At 64.1% G+C, this 23,570-nt stretch carries 20 protein-coding genes and 1 riboswitch; of the genes, 7 read left to right on the top strand and 13 right to left on the bottom strand.

All coding sequences use genetic code 11. The features are described 5' to 3' along the window. Positions 1-7 precede the first annotated feature (7 nt). Both NHH73_23820 and NHH73_23815 read right to left on the bottom strand, forming a co-directional pair. Positions 8-2,023, bottom strand: a complete 2,016-nt coding sequence (locus tag NHH73_23820; GenBank protein ID USX25577.1) for a prolyl oligopeptidase family serine peptidase — start codon at positions 2,021-2,023, stop codon at positions 8-10. Positions 2,024-2,237: 214 nt separating this feature from the next. After that, complete coding sequence (locus NHH73_23815) at positions 2,238-4,223, bottom strand: oligopeptide transporter, OPT family (protein USX25576.1); 1,986 nt, start codon at positions 4,221-4,223, stop codon at positions 2,238-2,240. A 158-nt stretch (positions 4,224-4,381) separates the two neighbouring features. Between NHH73_23815 and ylqF the strand changes: the two genes are divergently transcribed. Next, the gene (gene ylqF / locus NHH73_23810) at positions 4,382-5,305 is read left to right on the top strand and encodes a ribosome biogenesis GTPase YlqF (GenBank protein USX29689.1); all 924 of its coding nucleotides are present in this window, start codon (positions 4,382-4,384) and stop codon (positions 5,303-5,305) included. A gap of 68 nt (positions 5,306-5,373) precedes the next feature. Here the strand turns inward: ylqF and NHH73_23805 are convergent, their stop codons facing one another. Continuing rightward, positions 5,374-6,186: a dioxygenase gene (locus tag NHH73_23805; protein ID USX25575.1), complete on the bottom strand. Its 813-nt coding sequence runs from the start codon at positions 6,184-6,186 to the stop codon at positions 5,374-5,376. Positions 6,187-6,326: 140 nt separating this feature from the next. Beyond that, positions 6,327-6,518: riboswitch (cobalamin riboswitch) on the top strand. Between the two features lie 83 nt (positions 6,519-6,601). On the opposite strand from NHH73_23805, the gene NHH73_23800 reads away from it, so the two are divergent. The 3 genes from NHH73_23800 (at position 6,602) to NHH73_23790 (ending at position 9,854) form a co-directional block, all read left to right on the top strand. Continuing rightward, positions 6,602-8,599 (top strand): TonB-dependent receptor, encoded by a 1,998-nt coding sequence (locus NHH73_23800; GenBank protein USX25574.1) that lies wholly within the window; start codon positions 6,602-6,604, stop codon positions 8,597-8,599. 129 nt (positions 8,600-8,728) lie between these two features. Further along, the gene (locus tag NHH73_23795) at positions 8,729-9,061 is read left to right on the top strand and encodes a hypothetical protein (protein USX25573.1); all 333 of its coding nucleotides are present in this window, start codon (positions 8,729-8,731) and stop codon (positions 9,059-9,061) included. A 46-nt stretch (positions 9,062-9,107) separates the two neighbouring features. Further along, the gene (locus NHH73_23790) at positions 9,108-9,854 is read left to right on the top strand and encodes an SDR family oxidoreductase (protein ID USX25572.1); all 747 of its coding nucleotides are present in this window, start codon (positions 9,108-9,110) and stop codon (positions 9,852-9,854) included. Between the two features lie 6 nt (positions 9,855-9,860). On the opposite strand, the gene NHH73_23785 is transcribed toward NHH73_23790, so the two are convergent. The 6 genes from NHH73_23785 to NHH73_23760 are packed head-to-tail and all read right to left on the bottom strand — an operon-like array spanning position 9,861 to position 15,466. After that, positions 9,861-10,721 (bottom strand): efflux RND transporter periplasmic adaptor subunit, encoded by an 861-nt coding sequence (locus NHH73_23785; GenBank protein USX25571.1) that lies wholly within the window; start codon positions 10,719-10,721, stop codon positions 9,861-9,863. Positions 10,722-10,745: 24 nt separating this feature from the next. Beyond that, positions 10,746-10,946, bottom strand: coding sequence for a DUF1656 domain-containing protein (locus tag NHH73_23780; protein USX25570.1), 201 nt, complete (start codon positions 10,944-10,946; stop codon positions 10,746-10,748). Next, positions 10,936-13,083 carry an FUSC family protein gene (locus NHH73_23775; GenBank protein USX25569.1) on the bottom strand — a complete coding sequence of 716 codons (2,148 nt, stop codon included), beginning with the start codon at positions 13,081-13,083 and terminating at the stop codon, positions 10,936-10,938. Before NHH73_23775 ends, NHH73_23780 begins: the two co-directional genes overlap by 11 nt. A 13-nt stretch (positions 13,084-13,096) precedes the next feature. Next, complete coding sequence (locus tag NHH73_23770) at positions 13,097-13,594, bottom strand: MarR family transcriptional regulator (protein ID USX25568.1); 498 nt, start codon at positions 13,592-13,594, stop codon at positions 13,097-13,099. Between the two features lie 55 nt (positions 13,595-13,649). Beyond that, positions 13,650-15,092 carry an efflux transporter outer membrane subunit gene (locus NHH73_23765; GenBank protein USX25567.1) on the bottom strand — a complete coding sequence of 481 codons (1,443 nt, stop codon included), beginning with the start codon at positions 15,090-15,092 and terminating at the stop codon, positions 13,650-13,652. A 23-nt stretch (positions 15,093-15,115) separates the two neighbouring features. Continuing rightward, the gene (locus tag NHH73_23760) at positions 15,116-15,466 is read right to left on the bottom strand and encodes a DUF4148 domain-containing protein (protein USX25566.1); all 351 of its coding nucleotides are present in this window, start codon (positions 15,464-15,466) and stop codon (positions 15,116-15,118) included. Between the two features lie 180 nt (positions 15,467-15,646). Between NHH73_23760 and NHH73_23755 the strand changes: the two genes are divergently transcribed. Then, the gene (locus tag NHH73_23755) at positions 15,647-16,033 is read left to right on the top strand and encodes a hypothetical protein (GenBank protein ID USX25565.1); all 387 of its coding nucleotides are present in this window, start codon (positions 15,647-15,649) and stop codon (positions 16,031-16,033) included. Positions 16,034-16,119: 86 nt separating this feature from the next. Here the strand turns inward: NHH73_23755 and mgrA are convergent, their stop codons facing one another. The 3 genes from mgrA to NHH73_23740 all read right to left on the bottom strand — a co-directional run bounded on the left by mgrA (position 16,120) and on the right by NHH73_23740 (position 18,918). Next, positions 16,120-17,157, bottom strand: a complete 1,038-nt coding sequence (gene mgrA, locus NHH73_23750; protein ID USX25564.1) for an L-glyceraldehyde 3-phosphate reductase — start codon at positions 17,155-17,157, stop codon at positions 16,120-16,122. Between the two features lie 76 nt (positions 17,158-17,233). Then, positions 17,234-17,812: a superoxide dismutase [Fe] gene (sodB, locus tag NHH73_23745; protein USX25563.1), complete on the bottom strand. Its 579-nt coding sequence runs from the start codon at positions 17,810-17,812 to the stop codon at positions 17,234-17,236. 125 nt (positions 17,813-17,937) lie between these two features. Beyond that, complete coding sequence (locus NHH73_23740; GenBank protein USX29688.1) at positions 17,938-18,918, bottom strand: substrate-binding domain-containing protein; 981 nt, start codon at positions 18,916-18,918, stop codon at positions 17,938-17,940. A gap of 245 nt (positions 18,919-19,163) precedes the next feature. Between NHH73_23740 and NHH73_23735 the strand changes: the two genes are divergently transcribed. After that, on the top strand, positions 19,164-20,162 hold the full coding sequence (locus tag NHH73_23735) for a glucokinase (GenBank protein USX25562.1): 999 nt from the start codon (positions 19,164-19,166) through the stop codon (positions 20,160-20,162). Positions 20,163-20,246: 84 nt separating this feature from the next. Here NHH73_23735 and xseA read toward each other — a convergent pair whose 3' ends face one another. Continuing rightward, positions 20,247-21,608 (bottom strand): exodeoxyribonuclease VII large subunit, encoded by a 1,362-nt coding sequence (gene xseA, locus NHH73_23730; protein USX25561.1) that lies wholly within the window; start codon positions 21,606-21,608, stop codon positions 20,247-20,249. Between the two features lie 1,350 nt (positions 21,609-22,958). Here xseA and NHH73_23725 point away from each other — a divergent pair. After that, positions 22,959-23,564: a MotA/TolQ/ExbB proton channel family protein gene (locus NHH73_23725; protein USX25560.1), complete on the top strand. Its 606-nt coding sequence runs from the start codon at positions 22,959-22,961 to the stop codon at positions 23,562-23,564. Positions 23,565-23,570 lie beyond the last annotated feature (6 nt).

Below are 23,570 nucleotides of genomic sequence, written 5' to 3'. Positions count from 1 at the left end.
CCAGCGCTCACGGGGCTTGCTTGAGGTTTTTATCGAGGAAGGCCTCGACCTGTTTCCAGAAGTCGACGCGGTTTTTTTCGTTGCGCCAGCCGTGGCTTTCGTTGTCGTAGTAGATGGCCGTGACGTTGGCGTTGTTGGCCTTGACGGCGTTGCCGAAGCGCCTGCCGTGCTCCAGCGGCACGCGCCGGTCGTCGACGCCGTGCGCCATCAGCAGCGGCTGCTTCAGCTCGGCGGCGCGCAGCAGCGGCGAATTCTTGCGGAACATTTCGGCGTCGGCCGCGTTGTCCGGATCGCCGATCAGCGTGCGCATCGAATAGCCCAGGTTTTCCTCCGACGCGTCCGATTCGATCGACGTAAACATCAGCCCGATATCGGTCACGCCCGCCCACTCGACGCCGGCGCGGAACACCTGCGGATGCTTGATCAAACCCATCAGGGTGGCATAGCCGCCGTAGCTCGCGCCCATGATGGCCACCCGCTTGGGATCGGCCCAGCCCTGCTTGGCGGCCCACTGGGCGGCGTCGGCCAGGTCGTCCTGCATGGCGCCGCCCCATTGCTTCCAGCCGGCCTTGAAGTGCGCGAAGCCAAAACCGGTGCCGCCACGGAACTCTGGCTGGATCACCACATAGCCGCGCGAGGCCAGGAAGGCCGCCTCCGGCTCCCACGCCCACGAGGCGCCACGCGCGTGCGGTCCGCCGTGCACCAGCACGATGGCCGGACGCGGGCCGTCGGCCTTGCCGACCGGTAGCGTGACATAGGCCGGAATGGCGCGGCCGTCGCGCGCCGTGTAGTGGTGGAAGCTGCGGGCGCCCATCTGCGCCGGCACGATGTCCGGATGGATGTTGCCCAGGCCGACGAGCTTGCCGGTGGCGCGGGTGTAGAGCACGTAGTCGGCGGGCCGGCGGTCGGTCTCGGACTTGATCAGCAACACCGGCGAGCCGAGGCAGTCGCTGGCGCATTCGACGGTGTTGATGTTGCCGGGCAGGGCGGCGTCGATCTTGGCCTGCTCGGCCTTCATGACGGGGTTGAACCAGACGCTGGTTTCGGCGTCGGTTTCGAGATGGATGCCCAGCATGCGTTTGCTGGGACCGTCGATCACGGGCAAACCGAGGAAATCGAAGCCGGGCGTTTCGATGATCGGTTCCGGGTCCAGCTTCATGGTTGTCAGGTCGAAGCGGAACGGCGCACTGTAGCCCTTGTAGTCGGCGCGCACGTACAGCGTGTTGAGGCCGTCCATGAACAGCGGCGCGAAGCGCTGATGCTCGTAGCAGGTGCCGTTGTCGATCTCGGTCCAGCTGTTGGCGTCCGGTTTGCGGTAGGACACGATGCAATGGCCCTTGACGCGCGACTGGACCACGCGCGGCACGCCGTTGGCGTCGGTGATCCAGCGCCCGGTGGCCTGCGGCTGCGCGCCCTCGAAGGTCGAGCTCAGTTGCGTGGTGCGCGTGTTGAGGCGGAACAGGCGCGACGACGCCGGCGCGGCATCGACGTTATTCCACGTGTATTTCTCCACCAGGATGTCGTCGGAACCGTCGTGCGGCGCGCTGTGGAAGGCATAGTCGGCGGTCAGCGTGCGGCTGGCGATCATGCTGCCGGTGCTGGGCTCGCGATTGTGCGCCCAGTTGCCGTTGATCAGGTGCCGCTGGTTCTTGCCGTCCCGGTCGATCGCGAACTCGTCCAGATTGGTCCTGGCGCCCAGGTGCATGTTCTTGAGCGTGTAGCCGAGGCGGTTCTCGTTGACCCAGTGGATCGCGTAAATGCTCACCATCGTCGGATCGACCCGGCTCAGGACCGTGTAGTTGGACGGGGCGGCGGTGTCGCGGACCACCAGGGCCTGGGTGCCGTCGGCCAGGATACTGGCCTGCGCCACATAATTGCCCTTGGGGGAGAGCGTCACCAAGCCCACTTGCGCGGTCTGGAAAAAGCTGGCGATGGCGGGCAGATCGCTGGCGGCGGCGTGGTGCAGCGTCAGCGTGGCGGCGCACAGCGCGGCGGCCGGCAAATGGAAACGGAAGCGGCGCATGGGGGGATCATGGTGGTTAAAGATTTGACAATCTTATGCCGGATGGAACTATTTGTCCATGCGAAGACGCAAGATCTCCACGATGACTTGGCCGGAGCCCAAAAACAACTCCGGGGTCAGGTCCACTAATTCTACACGTGCTGTGCCGTTGGGGAGGCGATGTGCCCGCTACGGTTCAGCTTGTGTAGAAATGGTGGACCTGACCCCGGAGTGATCAGGCGTTGACGGCTTTGCCGTTCCTGGACGACCAGCGGTACAGGCCCACGACCACGAACGTGGCGACGATCAGCGAGATGATCATTGTGTGCGCTTCGCTCAGCGAGGTGTGGATGGCCAGCGGCTCGCCTTCGCCCGACAGCACGATCAGGCCGGCCAGCGCGACGTTGAACAAGCTCTCGCCGACGATGAAGCCCGACATGATCAGCACCGCGAGGCGCTTGGCCGTTTCGCCGCCGGCCGATTTGCCGCACGCGCGCTCGAAGAAGTAGCCGGCCACCGCGCCGATGACCACCGGCGTGATCACCGCGCTGGGCAGGTAGATCGCCAGGCCTACGCCCAGCGGCGGCAGGCTGTATTTGTCGTTGCTGGATTTTTTCAGCACGAAGTTGATCGCCACCAGCACCAGTCCGACCATCACGCCGTAGCCGAGCAGGTTCCATTGCAGGTTGCCGCCGATGACGCCCTTGGCCAGCGTCGAGATCAGCAACGCCTGCGGCGCGGCCAGCGGCTGGTCCGAGATCGAATCGAGATTCGGCGCGCCGACGAAGCCGTTGGCGTGGTTGAGCAGCTCCAGCACCGGCGGCACCACGCACGAACCGGCGAACACGCCGATCAGCAGCGCGACCTGCTGTTTCCACGGCGTGGCGTCGACCAGTTGGCCGGTCTTCAGATCCTGCAGGTTGTCGTTGCCGATGACGGCCACCGCCAGCACCACGGTGGTGACGAACAGCGCGAAGGCGATCAGCGCCTGCGCCACTTCCGGTCCCATGATGCTGCGCCCGACCATGCCCACGCTCAGCGCCGCGCCCAGGATCGTCAGGATGGCGATGCCCGACACCGGCGAGTTGGAGGAACCGATCAGGCCCGCCATGTAGCCGCAGACGGCGGCGGCGAAGATACCGGCGACAAGGATGTAGCCGATGCCGACCGCCACCAGCGGGAACGCGATCGACGACAGCGGGCCGCCCTGCAGGAAGCTCGAGAGCAGCCAGCCTGCCGGCACCAGCGAGATCAGGGTGACCAGGCCGACGATAAAGATCGGCATATCCATCTCGGTGCGATCGAGCACGGCGCCATCGAGCTTGGCGCGGCGCGCGGTGTCCATCGCCGATTTCAGGCCGGCGAAGATCGGCTTGGCCAGGCCGGCCAAGGTGATGATGGCTGCGATGCCGATCACGCCGGCGCCCATCATGCGCACTTCCTTCGACCAGATCGACAGCGCGTGGGCGCTGGCTTCCACGCCGGCGGCGGCCGGCGACAGTGACGTCATCAGCGGCACCATGATGCCCCAGGCGATGACCAGGCCGGCGAGCATCGCCAGGCCGACCGTGATGCCCATCAGGTGGCCGGCGCCGATCAGCGCCAGCGAACCGGAGGCGCCGATGCCGGTGGCGCCCGCGCCCGTGCGGAAGTAGAACGACAATTCACCGGCCATCACCTTAACGGCGGCGCCGGCGGCGAACAGCGCCGAGCTGACGGCGCCCAGCACCACCGCGCGCAAACCGGCCTTGCCTTCGGCCGCGCCGGCGCGCGAAGCCGTGCCGACCTTAAGCACCTCGGCGGCGGCGACGCCCTCCGGATACGGCAGGTTCGATTGCGACACCAGCGCGCGGCGCAGCGGCACCGTGTACATCACCCCCAACACGCCGCCGATGGCGCAGGCGCCGAAGGTCGGCCAGAACGGCACGTGCGCCCACCAGCCGATCATCAGCAGGCCTGGCAGCACGAAGATCACCGAAGCGAGGGTGCCGGCGGCCGAGGCGATCGTCTGGACGATGTTGTTTTCCTGGATGGTGGCGTTCTTGAAGGCGCTCAACAGCGCCATCGAGATCACCGCCGCCGGGATCGACGTGGCGAAGGTCAGGCCCACTTTCAGGCCCAGGTAGACCTGCGCCGCGGTGAATACCAGCGTAATCAGGATGCCCAGGATAATGCCGCGGAGGGTGATCTCCCTCGGGTTGGACGGTGCAGCTATGCTCATCTTCAGCACTCCGGTGAAAATAATATTGTTTATATGGTCAGAAAAAAGGAAAAGCGCCCCATGATATCCGAATCCCGGCCGGGCCAGCAGGTAAAATAGCGGATTGTCAGAACGATTTTGAAGGTCAGAGCATGTCGATACAATGGTACCCGGGGCACATGAACGCCGCCAAGAAGAAGGCGGCGGAGCAGATGGAGAACACCGATCTGGTGATCGAGGTGGTCGACGCGCGCCTGCCGGAGGCCAGCACCAATCCGATGGTGGAGGAGCTGCGCAAGTTCCGCCAGCGTCCGTGCCTGAAGATCCTCAACAAGATCGATCTGGCCGATCCCGCCGCCACGGCGGCGTGGGTCCAGTATTACAACGCGCAGGAGGGCGTGACGGCGTTCGCGATGACGACCAAGAAGCCGGCCGACGTCACGCGCGTGCCGGAACTGGCCAAGCAGCTGGCGCCGCACCGTGGCGTACCGACCAAGCCGCTGCGCATCATGATCATGGGGATCCCCAACGTCGGCAAGTCGACGCTGATGAACGCCCTGCTCAAGCGGAAAGTGGCCAAGGTCGGCGACGAGCCGGCGGTGACCAAGCAGCAGCAGAAGCTTTACCTGGACAAGAACACTATCCTGGTCGACACGCCCGGCATGCTGTGGCCGAAGATCGCGCTGCCCAGCGACGGTTTGATGCTGGCCGCCAGCCACGCCATCGGCTCGAACGCCTTGATCGAGGAGGAGGTGGCGGTGTTCCTGGCCGACGAGATGCTGAAGTACTACCCGCAGCTGCTGGTGGCGCGTTACGGCTTCAAGGACATCGAAACCTTCGACGGCATCGCGGTGGTGGAGGGCGTGGCGGCCAAGCGCGGCTTCCGCCAGAAGGGTGGCGACCTGGATTTCGAGAAGGCGTCGCACACCTTCCTTGGCGACTACCGCAGCGGCACGTTGGGCCGCATCTCGCTGGAGACGCCGGCGTCGCGCAAGGAGCGCCTCGACGCTTACGCAGTGGAGGCGGCAGCCAAAGCGGCCGAGAAGGCAGCGATCGCCGAAGCCAAGGCCGCCGAATACGCCAAGGGCAAACGCGGAACCTAAGACCAGCGCCCGCGACGGGACCACGGTGACACGTAGGGCGGATTAGGCGGAACGCCGTAATCCGCCATCTATGCGCCGCCAAAGCGGAAACTACTCACCGCCAACGACCCCATAAACGCATCCTCGTGATACGGCACGGATGCCGGCTCGTCCTCGGCCGCCCCCAACGCCACCATCAGCGGCAGCAAATGCTCCTCGCGCGGATGCGCCACGCGCGCGGCCGGCGCCTTCTCCCACTCGATCAACGCCGCTGTGCGCTCCGCCGGCGGCAGCGCCATGGCCGCCCGCAGCCAACCGTCGAATTGATGCGACGCCGCCGCGCCCTGCGCGTTGAACGCGCGCAGATTGTGGTAACTCAGCCCGCTGCCGATGATCAGCACACCTTCCTTGCGCAATGGCGCCAGCAGACGTCCCACCTCCAGGTGCGTCTTCGGATCGAGTCCGTGCTTGAGCGACAGCTGCACGATCGGCACGTCGGCGTTCGGATACACCGGATACATGGCGCTGAAGGTGCCGTGGTCGAATCCGCGCTGCCCGTCCAGTTGCGCCGGATGGCCGCCCGCGTCGAGCAGTTGTTTGACCTGCGCCGCCAGTTCCGGCGCGCCCGGGGCGCTGTACTGCACCTCGTAGGTGTGCGGCGGGAAGCCGCCGTAGTCGTACAACATCGGCGGCTTGGCCGACGAGGACAGCATGAAGTCGCGGCCTTCCCAGTGCGAGGTAACGACCAGCACCGCTTTCGGTGTGACGCCCAGCTGGCGCGGGATATCGCGCAGCGAAGCGTCCAGCTTTGCGTACAGGTGGCCGACGGTGTCCATCATGAAGGGCCACGGGCCGCCGCCGTGGGACAGGAAGTAGGTGGGAAGGGTTTGGGTGGTGCTCATGGCGTTGCTCCGGTATCGTTGTTATATGTACTATGGGGATGTAATGCCCGGCAATCAATGCATGAAATGTAGATAGGTCCTATCGAAATGCTGAATGATGCCGGAGCCGGTCCCTGTCGGGCGCGGCGGTGTTGGCAGGCGTATAATGCCGGGGTTCTGGTGCCTGCGCATGTGTTCACGTGCGCGGTTAAACGGGAAACACAGGGCCGCTTCCGCATTCCGCGAACCGGCCAAGGTGTGCTGCCCCCGCAACGGTAACGCCGGCGCTTTGTCGAGAGTCGCTCCGACCGCGCCGGCCAGCCCGGATATCGGCCAGACCAGGGGGGAGCGCGCGCCGTCGACCGGTGCGCGGCTTCCGTACACTTCCGACTTGCGGGGACGCAGGCGCGGATGTCTCTTTTGAAAACGATTTACCATGAATTCCTTCGCGTTTGTTCCGCCTTCGGCGCCACGTTTGCTGGCCGCCGCCGTTTCCCTCTGCTTTACCGCCGCCGCGATCACCCCGGCCACCGCCATCGCGCAAGACGCGGTCGGTGCGCAGGTCGCCCAGGTGCTGGCGCCGGTCGTCATCACCGGTTCGCGCTTCGACGCCGATCCGGCGCTGGCCCCGATCGGCGCCACGGTGATCTCTGCCGAGGATATCCGCCGCGCCGGCGTCGGCGACGTCAATTCGGCGATCCGCAAAATCGGCGGCGTCTACGGCCGTCAAAGCCTGAACGGCAGCCCGGATTTCGATCTCGACCTGCGCGGCTTCGGCACCAACAGCAGCCAGAATCTGGTGATCGTTCTCGATGGCGTGCGCCTGTCGGAAAATGAGTTGAGCACCGCGATTCTGTCGACCATTCCGGTCGATACCGTGGACCGCATCGAAATCACGCGCGGCGGCGCCAGCGTGTTGTACGGCGACGGCGCCACCGGTGGCGTTATCAATATCGTCACCAAGAACCCGGGCAAGAACACCCGCCGTGGCAGCGTGTTTGTCGAGGGTGGCCGCTTCAACGCCGGCGAGGCCCGCGTGTCGGCGGCGCAGGCATGGGAAGGCTTCGCCGCCGATGCGACCCTGGGCCACCAGCGCACCGACAACTACCGCGACAACAACGAATTCAAACAGACGCAGTTCAGCGGCGGCGCGCAGTGGTTCAACGATGTAGGGCGCGTGGGCTTCCGTTATGAAGGCGCGCGCCAGGACATGCGTTTGCCGGGATCGCTGACGGAGGCGCAATACATGGCCAATCCGCGCCAGGACAGTTCACCCGACGATCACGGCTCGCTTGACAGCGACCGCTTTACCATTTTCAGTCAGTACCGGGTGGCCGGCTACGATCTGGCGGCCGATCTGTCCTACCGCAAGAAGACCGTCGACACGACCTATTTCTTCGGCGGCTTCCCCTCGCCCAGCACCTACGACAGCAAGCAGATTCAGTTCTCGCCGCGCGTGCGTCGCCTGGGCCAGATTGGCGGCATGCTCAATGAAGTGGTGGCCGGTATCGACCTGACCAAGTGGGAGCGCACCACCGAGGCGTCGTTCTCGGCGGCGGACGCGAACCAAAAATCGAAAGCGATTTACGTGCGAGATGAGTTGCGATTCGACGCAGCCCACCAGGGCCGCGTCTCGGTCGGCGTGCGGCGCGAGGTCTTCGACAAGGACTTCAGTGACCCGAAAGGTTTCGCCACCACTGGCTATGACGTCGCGCAGGGGCTGAACGCGTGGGAGCTGCAAGCGAGCTATATGCCGCTGAATGGTTTGACGGTATTCGGCAAGGCGGGACAAAGCTACCGCGTCGCCAATTCGGACGAAAACGCGGCCACGCGGGTGATCAATGCCGCGCTGCTGCCGCAGAAGTCGCACGATCTGGAGTTCGGTGCCAGCTTCGCCAACGCCGTGCACAAAGTGACGGCGCGCGTGTTCCGCCATAACCTGAGCAACGAGATCTTCTACGATCCAACCAACTTCGCCAACATCAACCTCGACCCGACCAAACGCCGCGGCGTCGAACTCGATGCGGAGCAACGCATCGCCACCGACTGGACCGTCAGCGCGCATTACCAGCACGTCGACGCCAAGTTCCGCGAAGGCGCCAACAGCGGCAAGCAAATGGTGCTGGTGCCGGAGAATACGCTGAGCGCGCGCCTGAGCTGGACCCCGGCCGATGGTCAGTCCGCCGACATCGGCACGCAGTGGGTCGACAGCCAGCGCTACGGCTCGGACTTCGACAACAGCTGCGCAGGAAAAATTCCCGGCTTCGCCACCGTCGACGCCCGCTATGCCCGCAAGATCGGCCAGTGGGAGTTCGCGGTGTCCGGCCTCAACCTGACGGACAAGCAGTACTACTCGCAAGCGTTTTCCTGCAAGGCCGGCATCTATCCGGCCGACGGCCGCCAGCTCAAGCTGTCGGCGCGCTACGAGTTTTAAGCGGGTTTTAATCGCCGATCAGGCGCGAACAGCCACCTCGCGCCTGAAAAGTGGTAATCTCCGCTCGTGGCGTGGTTGGACGTGTCACCCGCCGCGCAAAGATGCGCTTTAATTTGGAACGGGTACGAAATGAAAGAAATCAGCGACGAACGCAAGGCCGCCGAAGGCAAGGTGATGCATCTCTATAAAGAGTCGTCACCGGCCATCGAGACGCTGTTCGAGTGGGCGTATATCAACCATGTCGCCTGGAGCCTGGTGGTGGTGTTGGCGGGCTTGGTCTTCTGGCTGGTGGTCGCCTTGGCCAACGCGGAAAACCAGCGCTATGCGCTGATGACCAAAAAGTGCGAAGATCCGATGTTCAAGGGCGAGATCGACAAAAAGTGCCTGCGCAGCGTCGATTCGCGCGACCACTGGTGGCAGCACGTGGCCTACGCGCTGAAAAACACCAGTCCGGAGAAGTAACCCTGATTACAAGCCCGCGCCAGCGGGCTTTTTTACAAGGCGAGCGATGAAACAAGTGATGGTGGTGACCGGCAGCAGCCGGGGCATAGGCGCGGCGACGGCCTTGATGGCGAGCCGCCGTGGCTACGCCGTCTGCATCAACTACGTCAGCAACGGCGAGGCGGCCGAACAGCTGCGCGCGCAAATTGCCGGCGAGGGCGGCGAGGCGATCGTCGTGCAGGGCGATATGAGCGTGGAAGCCGACGTGCTGCGCCTGTTCGCGGCGGTCGACGCCCAATTGGGGCCGATCACTGCGCTTGTCAACAACGTCGGCGTGCTCGAACAACAGTGCAAGCTGATGGAGATGTCGGCCGAGCGGATGCAGCGCGTTTTCACCACCAACATCATGAGCGCCTTCCTGTGCGCCAGGGAAGCGGTCAAGCGGATGTCGACGCGCAGCGGCGGGCAGGGTGGCGGCATCGTCAACATCTCCTCCGGCGCCGCCCGGCACGGCGGCGCCAATACCTACATCGACTACGCATCCTCCAAAGGCGCCATCGATGTGATGACGCTTGGCTTGTCGAAGGAAGTGGCGGAGGAGGGCATCCGCGTCAATTGCGTGCGGCCCGGCGTCACCGACACCGAGATCCACGCCAGCGGCGGCATGCCCGATCGCGTGGCGCGGATGGCATCGAGCTTGCCGATGGGGCGCGCGGCCACGTCGGAGGAAGTCGCCGAGTCCATCTTGTGGTTGCTGTCGCCGCAGTCGTCCTACGTCAGCGGCGCGATACTGGACGTCGCCGGTTCGCGCTAACGTCGATTAACTGTGGATCACCACCGTGCAGGTGGTGCCGGCCACCAGCGCCAGGTCTTTCGGCTTCTGGTCTATATGGATTCGCACCGGCACCCGCTGCGCCAGCCGCACCCAGTTGAAGGTGGGGTTGACGTCGGCCAGCAGCTCCCGTCCCACGCTGGCGTCGCGGTCGGTGATGCCGTGGGCGATGCTCTCGATATGGCCGTTCAGCTGCGCCGCGCCGCTCATCAGATGCACCTCCACCTGGTCGTTTACCTTCAAAAGCGGCAGTTTGGTTTCTTCGAAATAGCCGACCACATAGAACGACTCGCTGCCGATGACGGCCAGCTTGGCCGCGCCGACGGCGGCGAAATCACCCGCGTGCACATTCAGGTTGGTGACATAGCCGGCCACCGGCGCCCGCACCACGGTGCGCTCCAGATTGAGCTGCGCCAGGTTGCGCGCGGCCAGCGCGGCCTGGTATTGCGCCGACGCGGTGCCGACCGCGAATTGGGCCGTCTCCATGCTCTCGGCGGAGATGATGGAGCTGTCCAGCGCCGCGCGGCGGCTGGCTTCCTTGCTACGGCGGCCCTTCTCGACCTGCTGCGACGCCAGCATGGCGTTGGCCTGCGCCAGCGCGTTCTGGTAGCGCGCCTTGTCGACGACGAACAGCACGTCGCCTTGCTTGACCATCTGGTTATCGCGCACCATCACGTCGGTCACGGTGCCTGCGACGTCGGCGCTGATGGTGACCACGTCGGCCTTGATGCGGCCGTCGCGGGTCCATGCCGATTCCATGTAGTGGTCCCAGGCGGTGCGCCCGATCCACAGGGCCGCCGCCAGCAACAGCATGGTCAGGAAAAAGCGGAAGATTTTAGATGCGCTCACGTTAGCTCTCGAAGATGGTTTGGTTTATTTGTACAGGGTTAGCAGCAGGGCGCCGAAGATGCAGACGAACAGGCAAAGGCGCACCAGCGCCGGATGCCAGCTTTGGCGGTAGGCGCCGACGTGGCTTAACACGCTGTCCAACGCGACCTGCAGCAGCAGGCTGGCGAGGAACAGCGGCAGCACGCCGGGTAGCAATATGCCGAAAAGGTCGATTTCACGCGGCATGACGGGGTTCTCCTGTTGATAGCTGGTCCAGCAAGGACGTGTAGATTGAATGCAGGTCGGTTAGCGCGGTGTGCAGCGCCGGGCGGCGTTCGGGCGCGGCTTCGGCCAGCACGGCGCGCACCGCCGTGCCTGCGTACAGCAGAGACTCCAGCGTGGCCGCGCCGTGCATCGGCGTCGGCGCGCGCAGATAGCCGGCCAAGTGCCGCACCACCTGCTGCAAGCCTTGTCGCGCGGGGCCGGGCGGCGAGGCGACGATCAACTGCCGCAGCTCGATGACGGCGTGGCCCAGTTCCAGCAAGGTCAGGCCCTGGCGCACCACCGAGCGCGCCGCTTCGCCTGGCGCCGGCCCCGAGGCGGCGTTCAACTGGCTCAGGAGATCGCGCACGCGGTTGTCGAAGCGGCGCTTGAGCCGGTGCAGCGGCGCCGTGCAGGCGTGCAGCGCTTCGCGCCACAGCGCTGCGGCGACATGGCCCTTGTGGCCCATCGTGTGCTCCGGCAGCACCACCTTGAACATCACGTAGGCGACCGCCACGCCCATCGCCAGCGACAGTTCGCTGCTGATGAAAGCCTCGACGTCGTAGTGCATCTGGTTGGCCGGCACCAGCAAGGTGGCGGAGAACATACCGATGCCGATGCCCACGCCGGCCCATTTGGGACCGGTGCCCAGGTAGGAGCCCAGCGCCAGCAGCGGCAAGGCCGCCAGCACCATCGGCCCGAAGTCGTCGGCCCGCGTCATCAGCAGGAATTCGGTGAGGAACGACAGCGGCATGGCGATCAGGAAGCCGGTCAGCACCTGCTGCACCAGCGCCGTCGGGCGCGGCGACGAGGACGCCAGCGCGCAGAAGATCGTCGCCATCAGAATGGCGTTGGCGGCGTAGGGCCAGGCCAGCCAGTACCAGGCGGCGGCCGTGATCAGCAAGGTGGCGCCGGCGCGCAAGCCACTGGCGATGACGATGGCCGGCGGCGTCTTGGGCGTGTAGGCGCCGGGATCGCTGACCTGCTGGCGCTCCTCACGCGCCAGGCCGTGATACAGCGCCGCGAACTCCTCCAGGTCGCGCACGAAGCGGTCCAGCAGTTCGGCGGCCGTGTCGAAGTCGATCTGCTGCGCGCGCCCGTCCAACGGGGCGGACGCCAGCCGCGCGCGCGCCGCCGCGATATCTTCCGCCAGTTCCACGCGCATTCGCGCCAGCTGGCCGGCGCTCAGATCCGGCTTCATCGCCTGCGCCAGATGTGCGTGCATCGGCTCCACCAGCTCCAGGACCGGATCGGCGGCGTTGATGCGCAGGCGGTGGATCAGGCGGTGCAGCGTGTAGAAAGTCGTCAGCACCGTCATGAAAGCGGCGTTGAAGGCATGCAGTTGGCGCGTCTGGGAGCGCGCGTGGTCCGCCTCGAAGAAGGCGGCGGCGCGGCCCGACTCCAGCGCCGCGATATCGGCGGCGAACTTCAGGTGGTTCAACTCCGCGTCCGCCGGCGACAGGCGCCGCTCCAGCACCTGCTGGCAAAAGGTGATGAAGCCGGCGTAGCGCGTCTGCACTGTGCGCATGACGGCGCGCGAATGGCGGCGCGGGAAAATCACGTCATGCACCACTGCCGCGCAGATGATGCCCAGCCCGACCTCGGTCACACGGGTGACGGCCAAGGTGAACACATGCGCCGGCGCGTCGATGGCGGGAACGACGATCATGCAGGCCGTGTAGCCGGCCAGTACAAAGCTATAGGATTGCTGGTTGCGGTGCATGGCGGCGCCGCCGGTGCACAGCGCGACCCACAGCGCCACGCCGATGAACAGCACCGGCGGCGATTGCGGGAATAGCGCCACCAGCAGCAGCGAGGCGGCGCAGCCGACCAGCGTGCCGAGAAAACGGTAGAAGGCTTTTTCCAGCACCATGCCGCTGCTGGGCAGCGCGAGGATGACGGTGGTGGCGAGCGCGGTGGAGGGAGAGTCGAGGCCGAGGCGGAAGGCCAGCCACAGGGCGAAGAAGGCGGCCAGCATGGCCTTGGCGACGAAGACCCAGCGCTGGCCTTCGGTGTTGAACCAGTCGGCGCTCTCGGAGCGCAACCACGCCGCTCCCTGGTTCACCGCTCCCCGCGCCGCTTTGTTTTCCTGTGTTGGCGTGGCGGCGGAGGGAGGGTTCATGGTGTGGGTTCGTCTATGTAAGTGCTTCTAGATTGTTCAACTGCCGTTTCAGCAGCGCTTCCAGCTGTTTGACTTCTTCCGCGTCGTAGCCGTCATAGGCGTGGGTGGTCGCCGCCCATACTTCCGGCAGCACCTTGGCGATCAGCGCGCGGCCGCTGTCGGTCAACGAAATCATCACGCACCTGCGGTCGCCCGGACGGTTGCCGCGCGTGATCAGTCCCTGGGCTTCCAGGTCGTTGCACACGCGCGTCAGGTTGGCCGGCTTCTCCATGCAAGCCTCGCCCAGCGTGGAGGCGGTGGAGGTCTCGTCGTCCGAGCCATACAACACCGCCAGCACCATGTAGCTGGCGTCCACCAGGTCATATTTGCGCAGCGCGGCGTTGCTCAAATCTTTCATCCGTTTTTGGATGTGGTAGGTCATGCGCATCAGGCGCATCAGATCCTCGGGGAAGTCCGGCATGCGGGCATGGATGTTTTTCAGGCGTTTTTTAGTCGCTTCAAAACTGCTCATTGCCTTGCTCCTCTTATAATTTTTAAAGGATTGATTGTACTTGGAAGCTCCCCGGTTAATCCACTTTTATGCCCCCGCCTAGCGCCGACATCAACAAAGCGTAGTTATCCAGTTGTTTGCTCGCCACTTGTGCCATTTGCTGCTGCTCGTTTAACAAAGTCAGCTGCGCGTTGATGACGTTGAGCGAGTCGGTCATGCCGGCGTTGTAGGCCCGTTCGGCCAGCTGCTGCTGGCGGCGCGCCGACGCCAGCGCGCGTTGCGCCAACAGGTCCTGCTGCCTGACGGAGGCGATGCGCACCATCGCGTTGGCCACATCGGCCATCGCCTGCACCACGGCGGCGTTGTACTGCTCGACCGCGCCATCATAAATCGCGGTCTGGTTGCCTAGCTGGGAGCGCAGCCGGCCGCCGTCGAAGATCGGCAGGCTGATGGCCGGTGTGATGCCGCGCATCTGCGAGTGGCTGTCGAGGAAGCGCGAGAAGCCCAGCGACTGCACGCCGACGAACGCCGCCAGGTTGATGTTCGGGTAGAAGTCGGCCTTCGCGCCGGCGATGCGCGCGCCGGCCGCCTCCACGCGCCAACGCTGGGCGACGATGTCCGGCCGCCGGCCGACCAGTTCCGCCGGCAAGGTGTCGGGCACCGCTTCGCCGTGTCCCGCTTCAAGGGCCAGCTTCGGCCGGGCGATGGTTTCACCGTCGCCCGGTCCTTTGCCGATCAGTGCCGCCAGCTGGTTGCGCACCAGGGCGATCGATTCGTCGATCTGCTCATGGTCGCGCCGTCCCGCCGGCAGTGTCGTTTCAATGTTGGTGACGTCGATGTCGCTCACCAGTCCCGCCGCGTGGCGTTTGCGGGTGATCTCGAGGATGCGCTGGCGCTGCGCCAGGTTGTCGGCCACGCTGTCGCGCAGCGCGTAATCGAGCGACAGCTGGATGTAGCTGCGCACGATGGCCGTCTCCAATGTCAGCCGCGCCATCTGCGCTTCGGCCGACGCCATGCGCGCCTCGTCGAGCGCGGCGGCCAGCGCGTCGCGGTTGCGGCCCCACAGATCCAGGTCGTAGGAGCCGGACAGGGTGGCGGTGTTCTTCCACGCGTAGTTGCCGGCCAAAGGCGCGGGCACGGTGCTGTGCGCGGAATACAGCTCGCGGTCGCTGCTGGCCGAGGCGTCCACGCGCGGCAAGGTGCCGGCCCTGGCGACGCCCGCCAGCGATTCGGCCTGGCGCACGCGCGCTTGCGTCGCGCGCAGACCCGGATTGTCGGCCAGCGCCGCGCTCACAAGCCCGTTCAACTGTTCGTCATGCAGCGCTTCCCACCAATGCTCCCCGGGCCAGGCCACGTCCGCGCTGGCGGCGGCGATGGCTTTGCCGGGGTTCAGTTGCGCGGGCTTGAGCGCGACGGCTCGCGGCTGGATGTGGCCCATGTCCGCGCATCCGCCCAGCGCCGCGACCACGCACGCCAGCATGGCGGCGGTCAGGGGGCGTGAGGAAGGACGCGTGTTCATGGCGATCGGCTTGGAGCAGGCGATTAGTTGGCGACGTGTTTGCGGGTTTGCGCGACGTCGAAGTCGGCTTCCGTTTGCAGCAGCGTGCCGTTCTTGCGCGCTTCGAGGAATTCGGCTTGCACCTGGGCGCGGGTCAGGCCCGTTGGCTGCTCGGCTTTGCTCGCGGCGACAGCGCTGGCGGCGACGGCGTTCTGCGCGGCGGCGGTGCTGCTGGTCGCGGCCTTGGTGGCGCTGGTGCTGGCGCCGCTGGCTGCAGCGACGGAGCCGGTCGTGCCGGTGGCCGGCGACGTGGTTTGGGCGACGGCCGCGCTGCCCGAGGCGATGGCGAAAACGATGGTGGCGGCGCGCAGTAGATTGTTGGTAACGGTGCTCATGATGGACTCCTTCGTGTGTGTATGGAGTAACTATATCTATGAATAGTACATTTGTAAAGTAAAAAATTCCTATCGGGACGATAGGGCGCCACTGGATGCGTCTCCCTTATATGCGAGTGGGCGCACGGACCGGCCGCCGCCGCAGTGGTCCAATCGGGTTTTCATTGGAAGGAGCAGATCATGTCTGACAGTACACTCGACCCCGATAACATCCCGGCAGGTAACGATCGCGTGCTGGGGCGCGGCCACGGCACGCGTTCGCTCGGCCCAAGCGACAACTCCGACAGCGGTAGCGACGTGGCCGGCAATCCGGATCTGGCGCTCGACAGCGACACCGATGCCGAAGGCACCGGCGAGCGTGGCGATGTTGCGATGGACAGGGTGGCGGCCGGCGCCGACATCGGTTACGACCATATCGAAACCATCCCTGGCGGCGATGCGATGGTGGACGGCGATTTCCACGACGTGGTGCCGCTGGAGGATGACGGCAGCGTGCCGGATGACGACGTGCCGCTGGAGCGCACGGAGAAGTCGCGGCTTAACGGGCAGCCGGCGCCGCGTCAGTAATGCAGGCTGCGGGCGGAGCGTGGCGGATTACGCTACGCTAATCCGCCCTACGTGGTTCAGATCTTCTCGCCAGTTAGCGGCCTGGTTTACTTGTGGGCGGACGATACCGCCCACAGGTTAATGTCGCCCTCCTTGGCTTGCTGGTCGATGGCGGCAAGTTCGTCGGCGCTGAAGTGCAGGTTTTTCAGCGCGGCGACATTCTCGCGGATCTGCGCGCTGCTGCTGGCGCCGATCAAGGTCGATGTGATGCGCGCGTCGCGCAGCACCCAGGCCAGCGCCATCTGCGCCAGCGTTTGTCCGCGCGCCTTGGCGATCTCGTTGAGGGCGCGCACCCGGGCCAGGTTTTCCTCGCTCAGGTGCGACGCCATCAGCGAGCCCCCGCCCGGACGGTTGATGCGCGCGTCGGCCGGAATCCCGTTCAAATATTTGTCGCTCAGGATGCCCTGCGCCAGCGCGGTGAAGGTGATGCAGCCGATGCCCTGCTTGCCCAGGGTGTCGAGCAGGTCTTCCTCGATCCAGCGGTTCAGCATATTGTAGGACGGCTGGTGGATCAGGCACGGCACCTTCCACTCGTGCAGCAGCCGCGCGGCTTCGGCGGTTTTCTCGGCCGAGTAGGACGACACGCCCACGTATAAGGCCTTGCCCTGCTGGACCGCGTGCGCCAGCGCGCCCATGGTTTCCTCCAGCGGCGTGGCCGGGTCGAAGCGGTGCGAGTAGAAGATGTCGACGTAGTCGAGGCCCATGCGCTTCAGGCTTTGATCGAGGCTGGCCAGCACGTACTTGCGCGAGCCGCCACCCTGGCCGTAGGGGCCGGGCCACATGTCCCAGCCGGCCTTGGTGGAGATGATCAGTTCATCGCGGTAGGGCTGGAAATCGGACTTGAACAGGTGGCCGAAATTCGATTCGGCGGAGCCGTACGGCGGGCCGTAGTTGTTGGCCAGGTCGAAGTGCGTGATGCCCAGGTCGAAGGCGGTGCGCAGCATGTCGCGCTGCGAGGCGAGGTTGTTGGTGTCGCCGAAGTTGTGCCACAGGCCGAGCGACATCGCCGGCAGCTTCAAGCCGCTGCGGCCGCAGGTGCGGTACTGCATTTCTTCGTAGCGATGGGGTGAGGCGAGGTAGGTCATTGGTGTCTCCATGCGGATTAAAAAAAAGCCCGGACCTCGCGAAGAGGGCCGGGCTTTTTCAGCGATACTAGTTCATTCAGGCGAAATTGGCCGCCGCGAAGTCCCAGTTGGCCAGCTTGAAGAAGGTCTCCAGGTACTTAGGACGCACGTTGCGGTAGTCGATGTAGTAAGCGTGCTCCCACAGGTCGCAGGTGATGAGCGCTTTGGCATCGGTGGTCAGCGGGGTGGCGGCGTTCGAGGTGTTGACGATGTCCAGCGAACCGTCGGCTTTTTTCACCAGCCAGGTCCAGCTCGAACCGAAGTTGCCGACGGCCGACTTGGTGAACTCTTCCTTGAATTTGTCGAACGAACCCCATTTGGCGTTGATCGCTTCGGCCAGCGCGCCGTCCGGTGCGCCTTTGCCGTTTGGCGTCAGGCTGTTCCAGTAGAAGGTGTGGTTCCACACCTGGGCGGAGTTGTTGAACACGCCGCCGGACGATTTCTTGATGATCTCTTCGAGCGACAGGTTCTCGAACTCGGTGCCTTTGATCAGGTTGTTCAGGTTGGTGACATACGTCTGGTGGTGCTTACCGTAGTGGTATTCCAGGGTTTCTTGCGAGATGTGCGGCGCCAGGGCGTCGATGGCATATGGCAGTGCTGGCAGGGTATGTTCCATTGTTGTTCCTTTGTTTGGGGTGTTAAAACCGAGAGTGAATTATGGCGAAACGTTCATCATTGTAAAGCGGATGCGCCTTCCATGCTCAAAAGGCCCGCTTTCCGTGTGGATACTCAGCGGCGGGCTCAGCGCACCCTGCGCGTGGTCTCGCGCACGATCAGTTCCAGCGGCGGAATCTCGCCCTGGGCGTCCTCGCCGTTGATCACGCGCAGCAGCGCGTGGGTGGCGATGCGGCCGATGTCGTACAGCGGCTGGCGGATGGTGGTCAGCGGCGGCGTGGTGTACGACGAGCCGGGCAGGTCATCGAAGCCGACCAGCGAGATGTCGTCCGGCACGCGGATGCCCTTGCGGTACAGGGCTAGCCGCGCGCCATAGGCGCTCAGGTCGTTGGCCGCGAACACGGCCGTGAATTGCTGGTGCGTATCGAACAGCCGGTTCATCGCCATCATGCCGCTGGCTTCGTGGTAATTGCCCTCGACGATCAGGTGCGGGTCGGCCTCGACCCCGGACTCCTCCAGCGCGCGCTTGTAGCCGGCCAGGCGCTCGTCGGCGTCCATGTTGTTGGCGGGGCCGGAGATGAAGGCGATGCGGCGGTGGCCCAGCTCGATCAGATGGCGCACGGCAAGATAGGCGCCGTATTCGTTGTTGATCTTGAAGCCCAGCGCGGTGCGGGTCTGCAGTTCTCGCCCGGTCGAGACGATTGGCCGCTGGGTCGAAAAGCCGAGCACCGTCTCGTCCGAGATGCGGCCCGACAGCAGGATGATGCCGTCGACCTTGCGCGCCAGCAGCAGGCGGATGCGCTCGGCCTCCTCGTCGGCGTTCCAGTGGCCGCTGACGATGACCGAGGCGTAGCCGGTGCCCTTGAGGCCGTCGTCGACGCCGCGCAGCGTTTCATCGAAGAAAGGGGAGGAGATATCCTGCACCACGATGCCGATGGTCAGCGAGCGGCCTTTTTTCAGGCCCTGCGCCATCTGGTTGGGGGCGAAATTCATCTTGGTGATGGCGGCCAGCACGGCTTCGCGCTTGTCGTCCGACACCTTGGCGGTGCCGTTGAGAATGCGGGAAACCGTACTGGGCGACACTCCCGCCTGGCGTGCAACATCCATCAATGTCGATGGGCCGGAATGCGAGGGGAGATCTGCCAAGGGGAATTCCTGTTATTTAAATGTTATGAAAACCTTTTCACCCAAGGTTACCATATTCACTATCCTTTCGGCCAGTTCCGCCGGCGGATTGACTTTCCGCGGCGGCGGGTATTTAATGAAAACAGTGGTTGAAAACGATTTCATAAGGGTGCTGCCGTATAATCCGCATAACAAACATCGGCACCAACAATAAAAAAGGAAGAGACATGGATCGCGCAAACTTTTCGCATCTGGCGAACGGCCCGCGCCTGCTGGCCGACATCGGCGGCACCAGCGCCAGCTTCGGCCTGGAGACGGCGCCCAATCAAATCGACGCCATCTGGGTCACCGACTGCGCCACGTATCCCACCCTGGGCGCCGCGCTGGTGGCCTACCTGTCGCAGCCGGCCACGGTGGCGGCGGGCGGCTACCAGGCGCGCTTCGCCGGCATCGCCATCGCCAACCCGATCGACGGCGACTGGGTCACGATGACCAACCACCACTGGTCGTTCTCGATTGAGGCGGTGTGCTCGCAATTCAGTTTGAAATCGCTGGTGGTGGTGAACGACTTCACCGCCCTGGCCAGCGCGCTGCCGTATCTGGCGGCGGACCACAAGCGCCAGATCGGCGGCGGCGTGGCGCGCGCCGGCGCGACCATCGGCCTGGTCGGCGCGGACGCGGGACTGGGCGTGTCCGGACTGGTGCCGTCCGGCGTCGATGGCCGCTGGATCGCCATCGACAGCGAGGGAGGGCACAGCACCTTCGCGCCGATGAACGAGCGCGAGATCGATATCCTGCGCTATGCGCGCCGCTATCACGAGCACGTGTCGAGCGAGCGGCTGGTCTCGGGCATCGGCCTGGGGTTGGTGTACCGCGCGCTGTGCGAACGGGCTCGCGTGGAGCCGCGCAACCTGAATACCAACGAGATCATGGAGCAGGGCTTGCATCGCCTTTGCCCGGTGTGCGAGGAGACGCTGGAGGCGTTCTGCGAAATGCTGGGCACCGTGGCGGGCAACGTGGCGCTGACCCTGGGCGCCAAGGGCGGCATCTATATCGGCGGGCGCATCGTGCCGCGCATGAGCGAGTTCTTCGAGCATTCCGGCTTCCGCGCGCGCTTCGAGCAGAAGGGGCGGTTTTCGGATTATCTGTCGCATATCCCGACCTACGTCATCACCGAAGACTATCCGACCTTGATCGGGATGTCGGCGATGCTGTCGGCCGGCTGAAACCCACCGGCCCGACCGTGGTACGCGGCCGCCGCGTCCCTGGGGTCGTACCCCGTACGGGGTACGACCCCGCCGTTGTCGGGGTTAATCGAGCGAAGGCTGCACCGAGTCGATGCCGACTTGCGCGCTGCCTTCGGCCAGCCGCAACGTCAACGTGCTGCGCGGACGCAGCTGCGCCGGCGCGCGTACGATGGCGCCCTTGTCGTCGGTGACGATGGCGTAGCCGCGCTCCAGGGTGCGCTGCGGATTCAATAACTCCAGCTGCGACGACAGCGCCGCCAGCGCATGGTGGCGCCGGCCCAGCTGCGTCGCCACGCTGATCTCGGCGCGATGGCGCAAGCCCGCCAGCGCCGAACGCGCCGCCCGCACATCCGGCTTGTGCGCGGCCATCCGGCCGCTCAAGCGATCGAGCTGGTAACGCGACTGCGACAGCGGCATGCGGTTGGCGTGCATCATCGCCGTCGCCAACGCCAGCAGCTTCAAACGCTGCTGCTTGATCTGCGCGCCCGGATTGAGCAGGCGGCGCGTGTGGCTATCCAGTGTTTGCGTCGCCTCGCTGACGCTGCGGCGCATGGCCCGGCGCAAGTCGGTGGCGTCGGCGCGCAGCGACGCCAGCCAGTCGGCGCGCGGCGTGGCCGCCAGTTCGGCCGCCGCCGTCGGCGTGGCCGCGCGCAGGTCGGCGGCGAAATCGCAGATCGTGAAATCCGTCTCGTGGCCGACGCCGGAAATCACCGGCATGCGGCAGTTGGCGACCGCGTACGCGACATCCTCGTCGTTGAACGACCACAGGTCCTCGATGCTGCCGCCGCCCCGGCAGACGATCAGCACATCGCATTCGTTGCGCAGCGAGGCGGTGTCGATGGCGTTGGCGATCTTCTCGGCGGCCAGTTGTCCCTGCACCGGCGTCGGATACAGCACCACGCGCACGTGCGGCGCGCGCCGCTTGAGCGCCGTCAGCACGTCGCGCAGCGCCGCCGCCTGCGGGCTGGTGACGATGCCGATCGCGCGCGGGAACATCGGCAGCGCGCGTTTGCGGTCGGCGTGGAACAGGCCCGCCGCGTCCAGCTTTTCCTTCAGCCGCTGGAACGCTTCGAACAGCGATCCGACGCCGGCGCGGCGGATCGCCTCGACGTTGATCTGGTAGTCGCCGCGCGCGCCGTACAAGGTGACCAGCGCCCGCACCTCGACCTTGTCGCCCTCGCGCGGGATGAAGTCGGCGTACTGCGCCCGGCCGCGGAACATCACCGCCCGCACCTGCGCGGCGTTGTCCTTGAGCGTGAAGTACCAGTGGCCGGAACTGGCGCGGGTGAAATTGGACACCTCGCCGCCGATCCAGGCCAGCGGGAAGGAGCGCTCGAGCAGCCGCGCGACCGCCTGGTTGAGCGCGGTCACGGTCATCACGGGGGCGGCGGCGGGGGCGGAATCGGAGCGGTCGTCGAACATCATAGATTTCAAAAAAATAAACTATCCACACAATGTGCGTTTGGTCACACAGCGGTCATATGCCGCAAAAAGCAGGAGGTATTATAGGTAGGTATTTGATTTTAAAGGTTAAACTTTTCTGCCGTATTTGCGTGCAGCGACGAAAAAGCCTTACGGATCAAGCACTTTGCCGTAAGGCAGGGTGGTTACGCACAAAGTTATCCACAAATGCTGTGTGAAACTTTTGTGACCGATAGTTGTTTTCTTATTGCTGATTTTATATGCCTAAAATTTACGCAAGGAAAGTAAGTTGAGCGAAATCAAAGGGTTAGGGCGACAAACATAGTATTGCGCACAATTTTATCCACAGAACTTGTGCAGAACTTGAGCAGTATTCCCGGGCCGGACGGGCGACGTGATGGCGGCCCGGGTTCGCGCCGGCGGCGTGCGGTGAAGGCCCGTTGCGAGGAAACGATATGCATCGTTTTTGTGCATGGCAATTTATTCGGTGTAAATCAATGACATGGGAATGGGTAGGCGGCATTGCTAACAATCTTATCCACACAAAATGTGCAGAAGTGAGCGTTTTGCCGCGATAGGCCGGCATTATCGCTAGCATTGGCGACCAGTTCAGTGGAAAACTCCCGTTGACCTCTCAAAGCGTCATCGAAATGCCGCTCTGCCATATTTTTACTCATGGCAAAAAATCCCTTTTAAATCAACGATCTTGCACAAGGCGGGAACCGTTGCGCACAATCTTATCCACATTTAATGTGCAGAAGTCGCGTGCCATACCAATCGTCGAACACGCATGCCGACGGGTGTTTTGCATGCGTCATTTTTACGCATGGAGTAATTACCTTTTAAAATCAAGGGCTTGATAAGGCATGGAGGGTATTGCTAACAATCTTATCCACATAAAGTGTGCAGAAGTTCCCGCTTGAGCCAACGGTGCGCTTTAAGTTGCCTTAAAAATAATTTTCCAAGCCACATCTTCCATCGAGCCATGATATGCCGGATTTTTATGCAGGATAACAATATTGATTAAAATCAAGGACATCGGCAGGCATCACCCGGCTTGCACACAATCTTATCAACAGAATGTGGGCATAAGTGGGCACAACTTTTGCAGGGCAAAATGCAGGCCCGGACATCTGCGCCTGCGAGGTTTTTAATCTCTGGTCTAATTCCCTGTTAAATCAAGGGCTTGGGCGTTGTTGCGCGGCCTTGCGCACATCGTTGTCCACAGAAAATGTGCAGAACTCCACGGCCGCCCCGCGCGGTGCGCTGCTGTCCAGCCATTCGCTACTTGCCGAGCGTCGTCCAACACGATACATTGCGCCTTCGGGTTTCATATCACTACAGGAGTTCGTTTTGCTCGCTATTTTCCAAGCCGCAGGTTGGCCCATCTGGTTGTTGTTGATCGCCTCGATCGTCGCCACGGCCCTGATCATCGAACGCTTGCTGTACCTGCGCCGCAGCAAAATCCTGCCGAAGAAGCTGCTGGACGAGGTGGTGCAGGTTTATCGCGGCGGCAACGTCAACACCGGCGTCATCGACAAGCTGGAAAAAAGCTCGCCATTGGGCGTGGTGCTGTCGGCCGCGCTGCGCAATGTCGACGCCCCGCGTGACGTGATGAAGGAATCCATCGAAGAGGCCGGCAGCGGCGTGGCCCACACGCTGGAACGCTTCCTCACCACCCTGGGCACCATCGCGACCCTGGCGCCGCTGATGGGGCTGTTCGGCACGGTGGTCGGCATGATCGAGATTTTCGGTTCGCAAAACGCCACCGGCTCCAACCCGGCGCAACTGGCGCACGGCATTTCCGTGGCGCTGTATAACACCGGCTTCGGCCTCGCGATCGCCATGCCGACCCTGGTGTTCTACCGCCACTTCCGCGCGCTGGTGGACAGCTTCGTCATCGAGATGGAGCAGCAGGCGGTGAAGTTTGTCGACATTGTGCACAGCAAGCGCAAGTAAGGACGT

It is taken from the genome of Oxalobacteraceae bacterium OTU3CINTB1, assembly GCA_024123955.1.
Taxonomy (GTDB): Bacteria; Pseudomonadota; Gammaproteobacteria; order Burkholderiales; family Burkholderiaceae_D; genus Rugamonas.
This window is presented reverse-complemented; position numbering and strand designations above follow the sequence as displayed.

What these genes read in the sequence shown, in the direction of transcription:
- NHH73_23820 (USX25577.1), bottom strand. Translation starts at nt 2,023, where the DNA reads ATGCGCCGCTTCCGTTTCCATTTGCCGGCCGCCGCGCTGTGCGCCGCC.
- NHH73_23815 (USX25576.1), bottom strand. Translation starts at nt 4,223, where the DNA reads ATGAGCATAGCTGCACCGTCCAACCCGAGGGAGATCACCCTCCGCGGC.
- ylqF (USX29689.1), top strand. Translation starts at nt 4,382, where the DNA reads ATGAACGCCGCCAAGAAGAAGGCGGCGGAGCAGATGGAGAACACCGAT.
- NHH73_23805 (USX25575.1), bottom strand. Translation starts at nt 6,186, where the DNA reads ATGAGCACCACCCAAACCCTTCCCACCTACTTCCTGTCCCACGGCGGC.
- NHH73_23800 (USX25574.1), top strand. Translation starts at nt 6,602, where the DNA reads ATGAATTCCTTCGCGTTTGTTCCGCCTTCGGCGCCACGTTTGCTGGCC.
- NHH73_23795 (USX25573.1), top strand. Translation starts at nt 8,729, where the DNA reads ATGAAAGAAATCAGCGACGAACGCAAGGCCGCCGAAGGCAAGGTGATG.
- NHH73_23790 (USX25572.1), top strand. Translation starts at nt 9,108, where the DNA reads ATGAAACAAGTGATGGTGGTGACCGGCAGCAGCCGGGGCATAGGCGCG.
- NHH73_23780 (USX25570.1), bottom strand. Translation starts at nt 10,946, where the DNA reads ATGCCGCGTGAAATCGACCTTTTCGGCATATTGCTACCCGGCGTGCTG.
- NHH73_23775 (USX25569.1), bottom strand. Translation starts at nt 13,083, where the DNA reads ATGAACCCTCCCTCCGCCGCCACGCCAACACAGGAAAACAAAGCGGCG.
- NHH73_23770 (USX25568.1), bottom strand. Translation starts at nt 13,594, where the DNA reads ATGAGCAGTTTTGAAGCGACTAAAAAACGCCTGAAAAACATCCATGCC.
- NHH73_23765 (USX25567.1), bottom strand. Translation starts at nt 15,092, where the DNA reads ATGAACACGCGTCCTTCCTCACGCCCCCTGACCGCCGCCATGCTGGCG.
- NHH73_23760 (USX25566.1), bottom strand. Translation starts at nt 15,466, where the DNA reads ATGAGCACCGTTACCAACAATCTACTGCGCGCCGCCACCATCGTTTTC.
- NHH73_23755 (USX25565.1), top strand. Translation starts at nt 15,647, where the DNA reads ATGTCTGACAGTACACTCGACCCCGATAACATCCCGGCAGGTAACGAT.
- mgrA (USX25564.1), bottom strand. Translation starts at nt 17,157, where the DNA reads ATGACCTACCTCGCCTCACCCCATCGCTACGAAGAAATGCAGTACCGC.
- sodB (USX25563.1), bottom strand. Translation starts at nt 17,812, where the DNA reads ATGGAACATACCCTGCCAGCACTGCCATATGCCATCGACGCCCTGGCG.
- NHH73_23740 (USX29688.1), bottom strand. Translation starts at nt 18,918, where the DNA reads ATGGATGTTGCACGCCAGGCGGGAGTGTCGCCCAGTACGGTTTCCCGC.
- NHH73_23735 (USX25562.1), top strand. Translation starts at nt 19,164, where the DNA reads ATGGATCGCGCAAACTTTTCGCATCTGGCGAACGGCCCGCGCCTGCTG.
- xseA (USX25561.1), bottom strand. Translation starts at nt 21,608, where the DNA reads ATGATGTTCGACGACCGCTCCGATTCCGCCCCCGCCGCCGCCCCCGTG.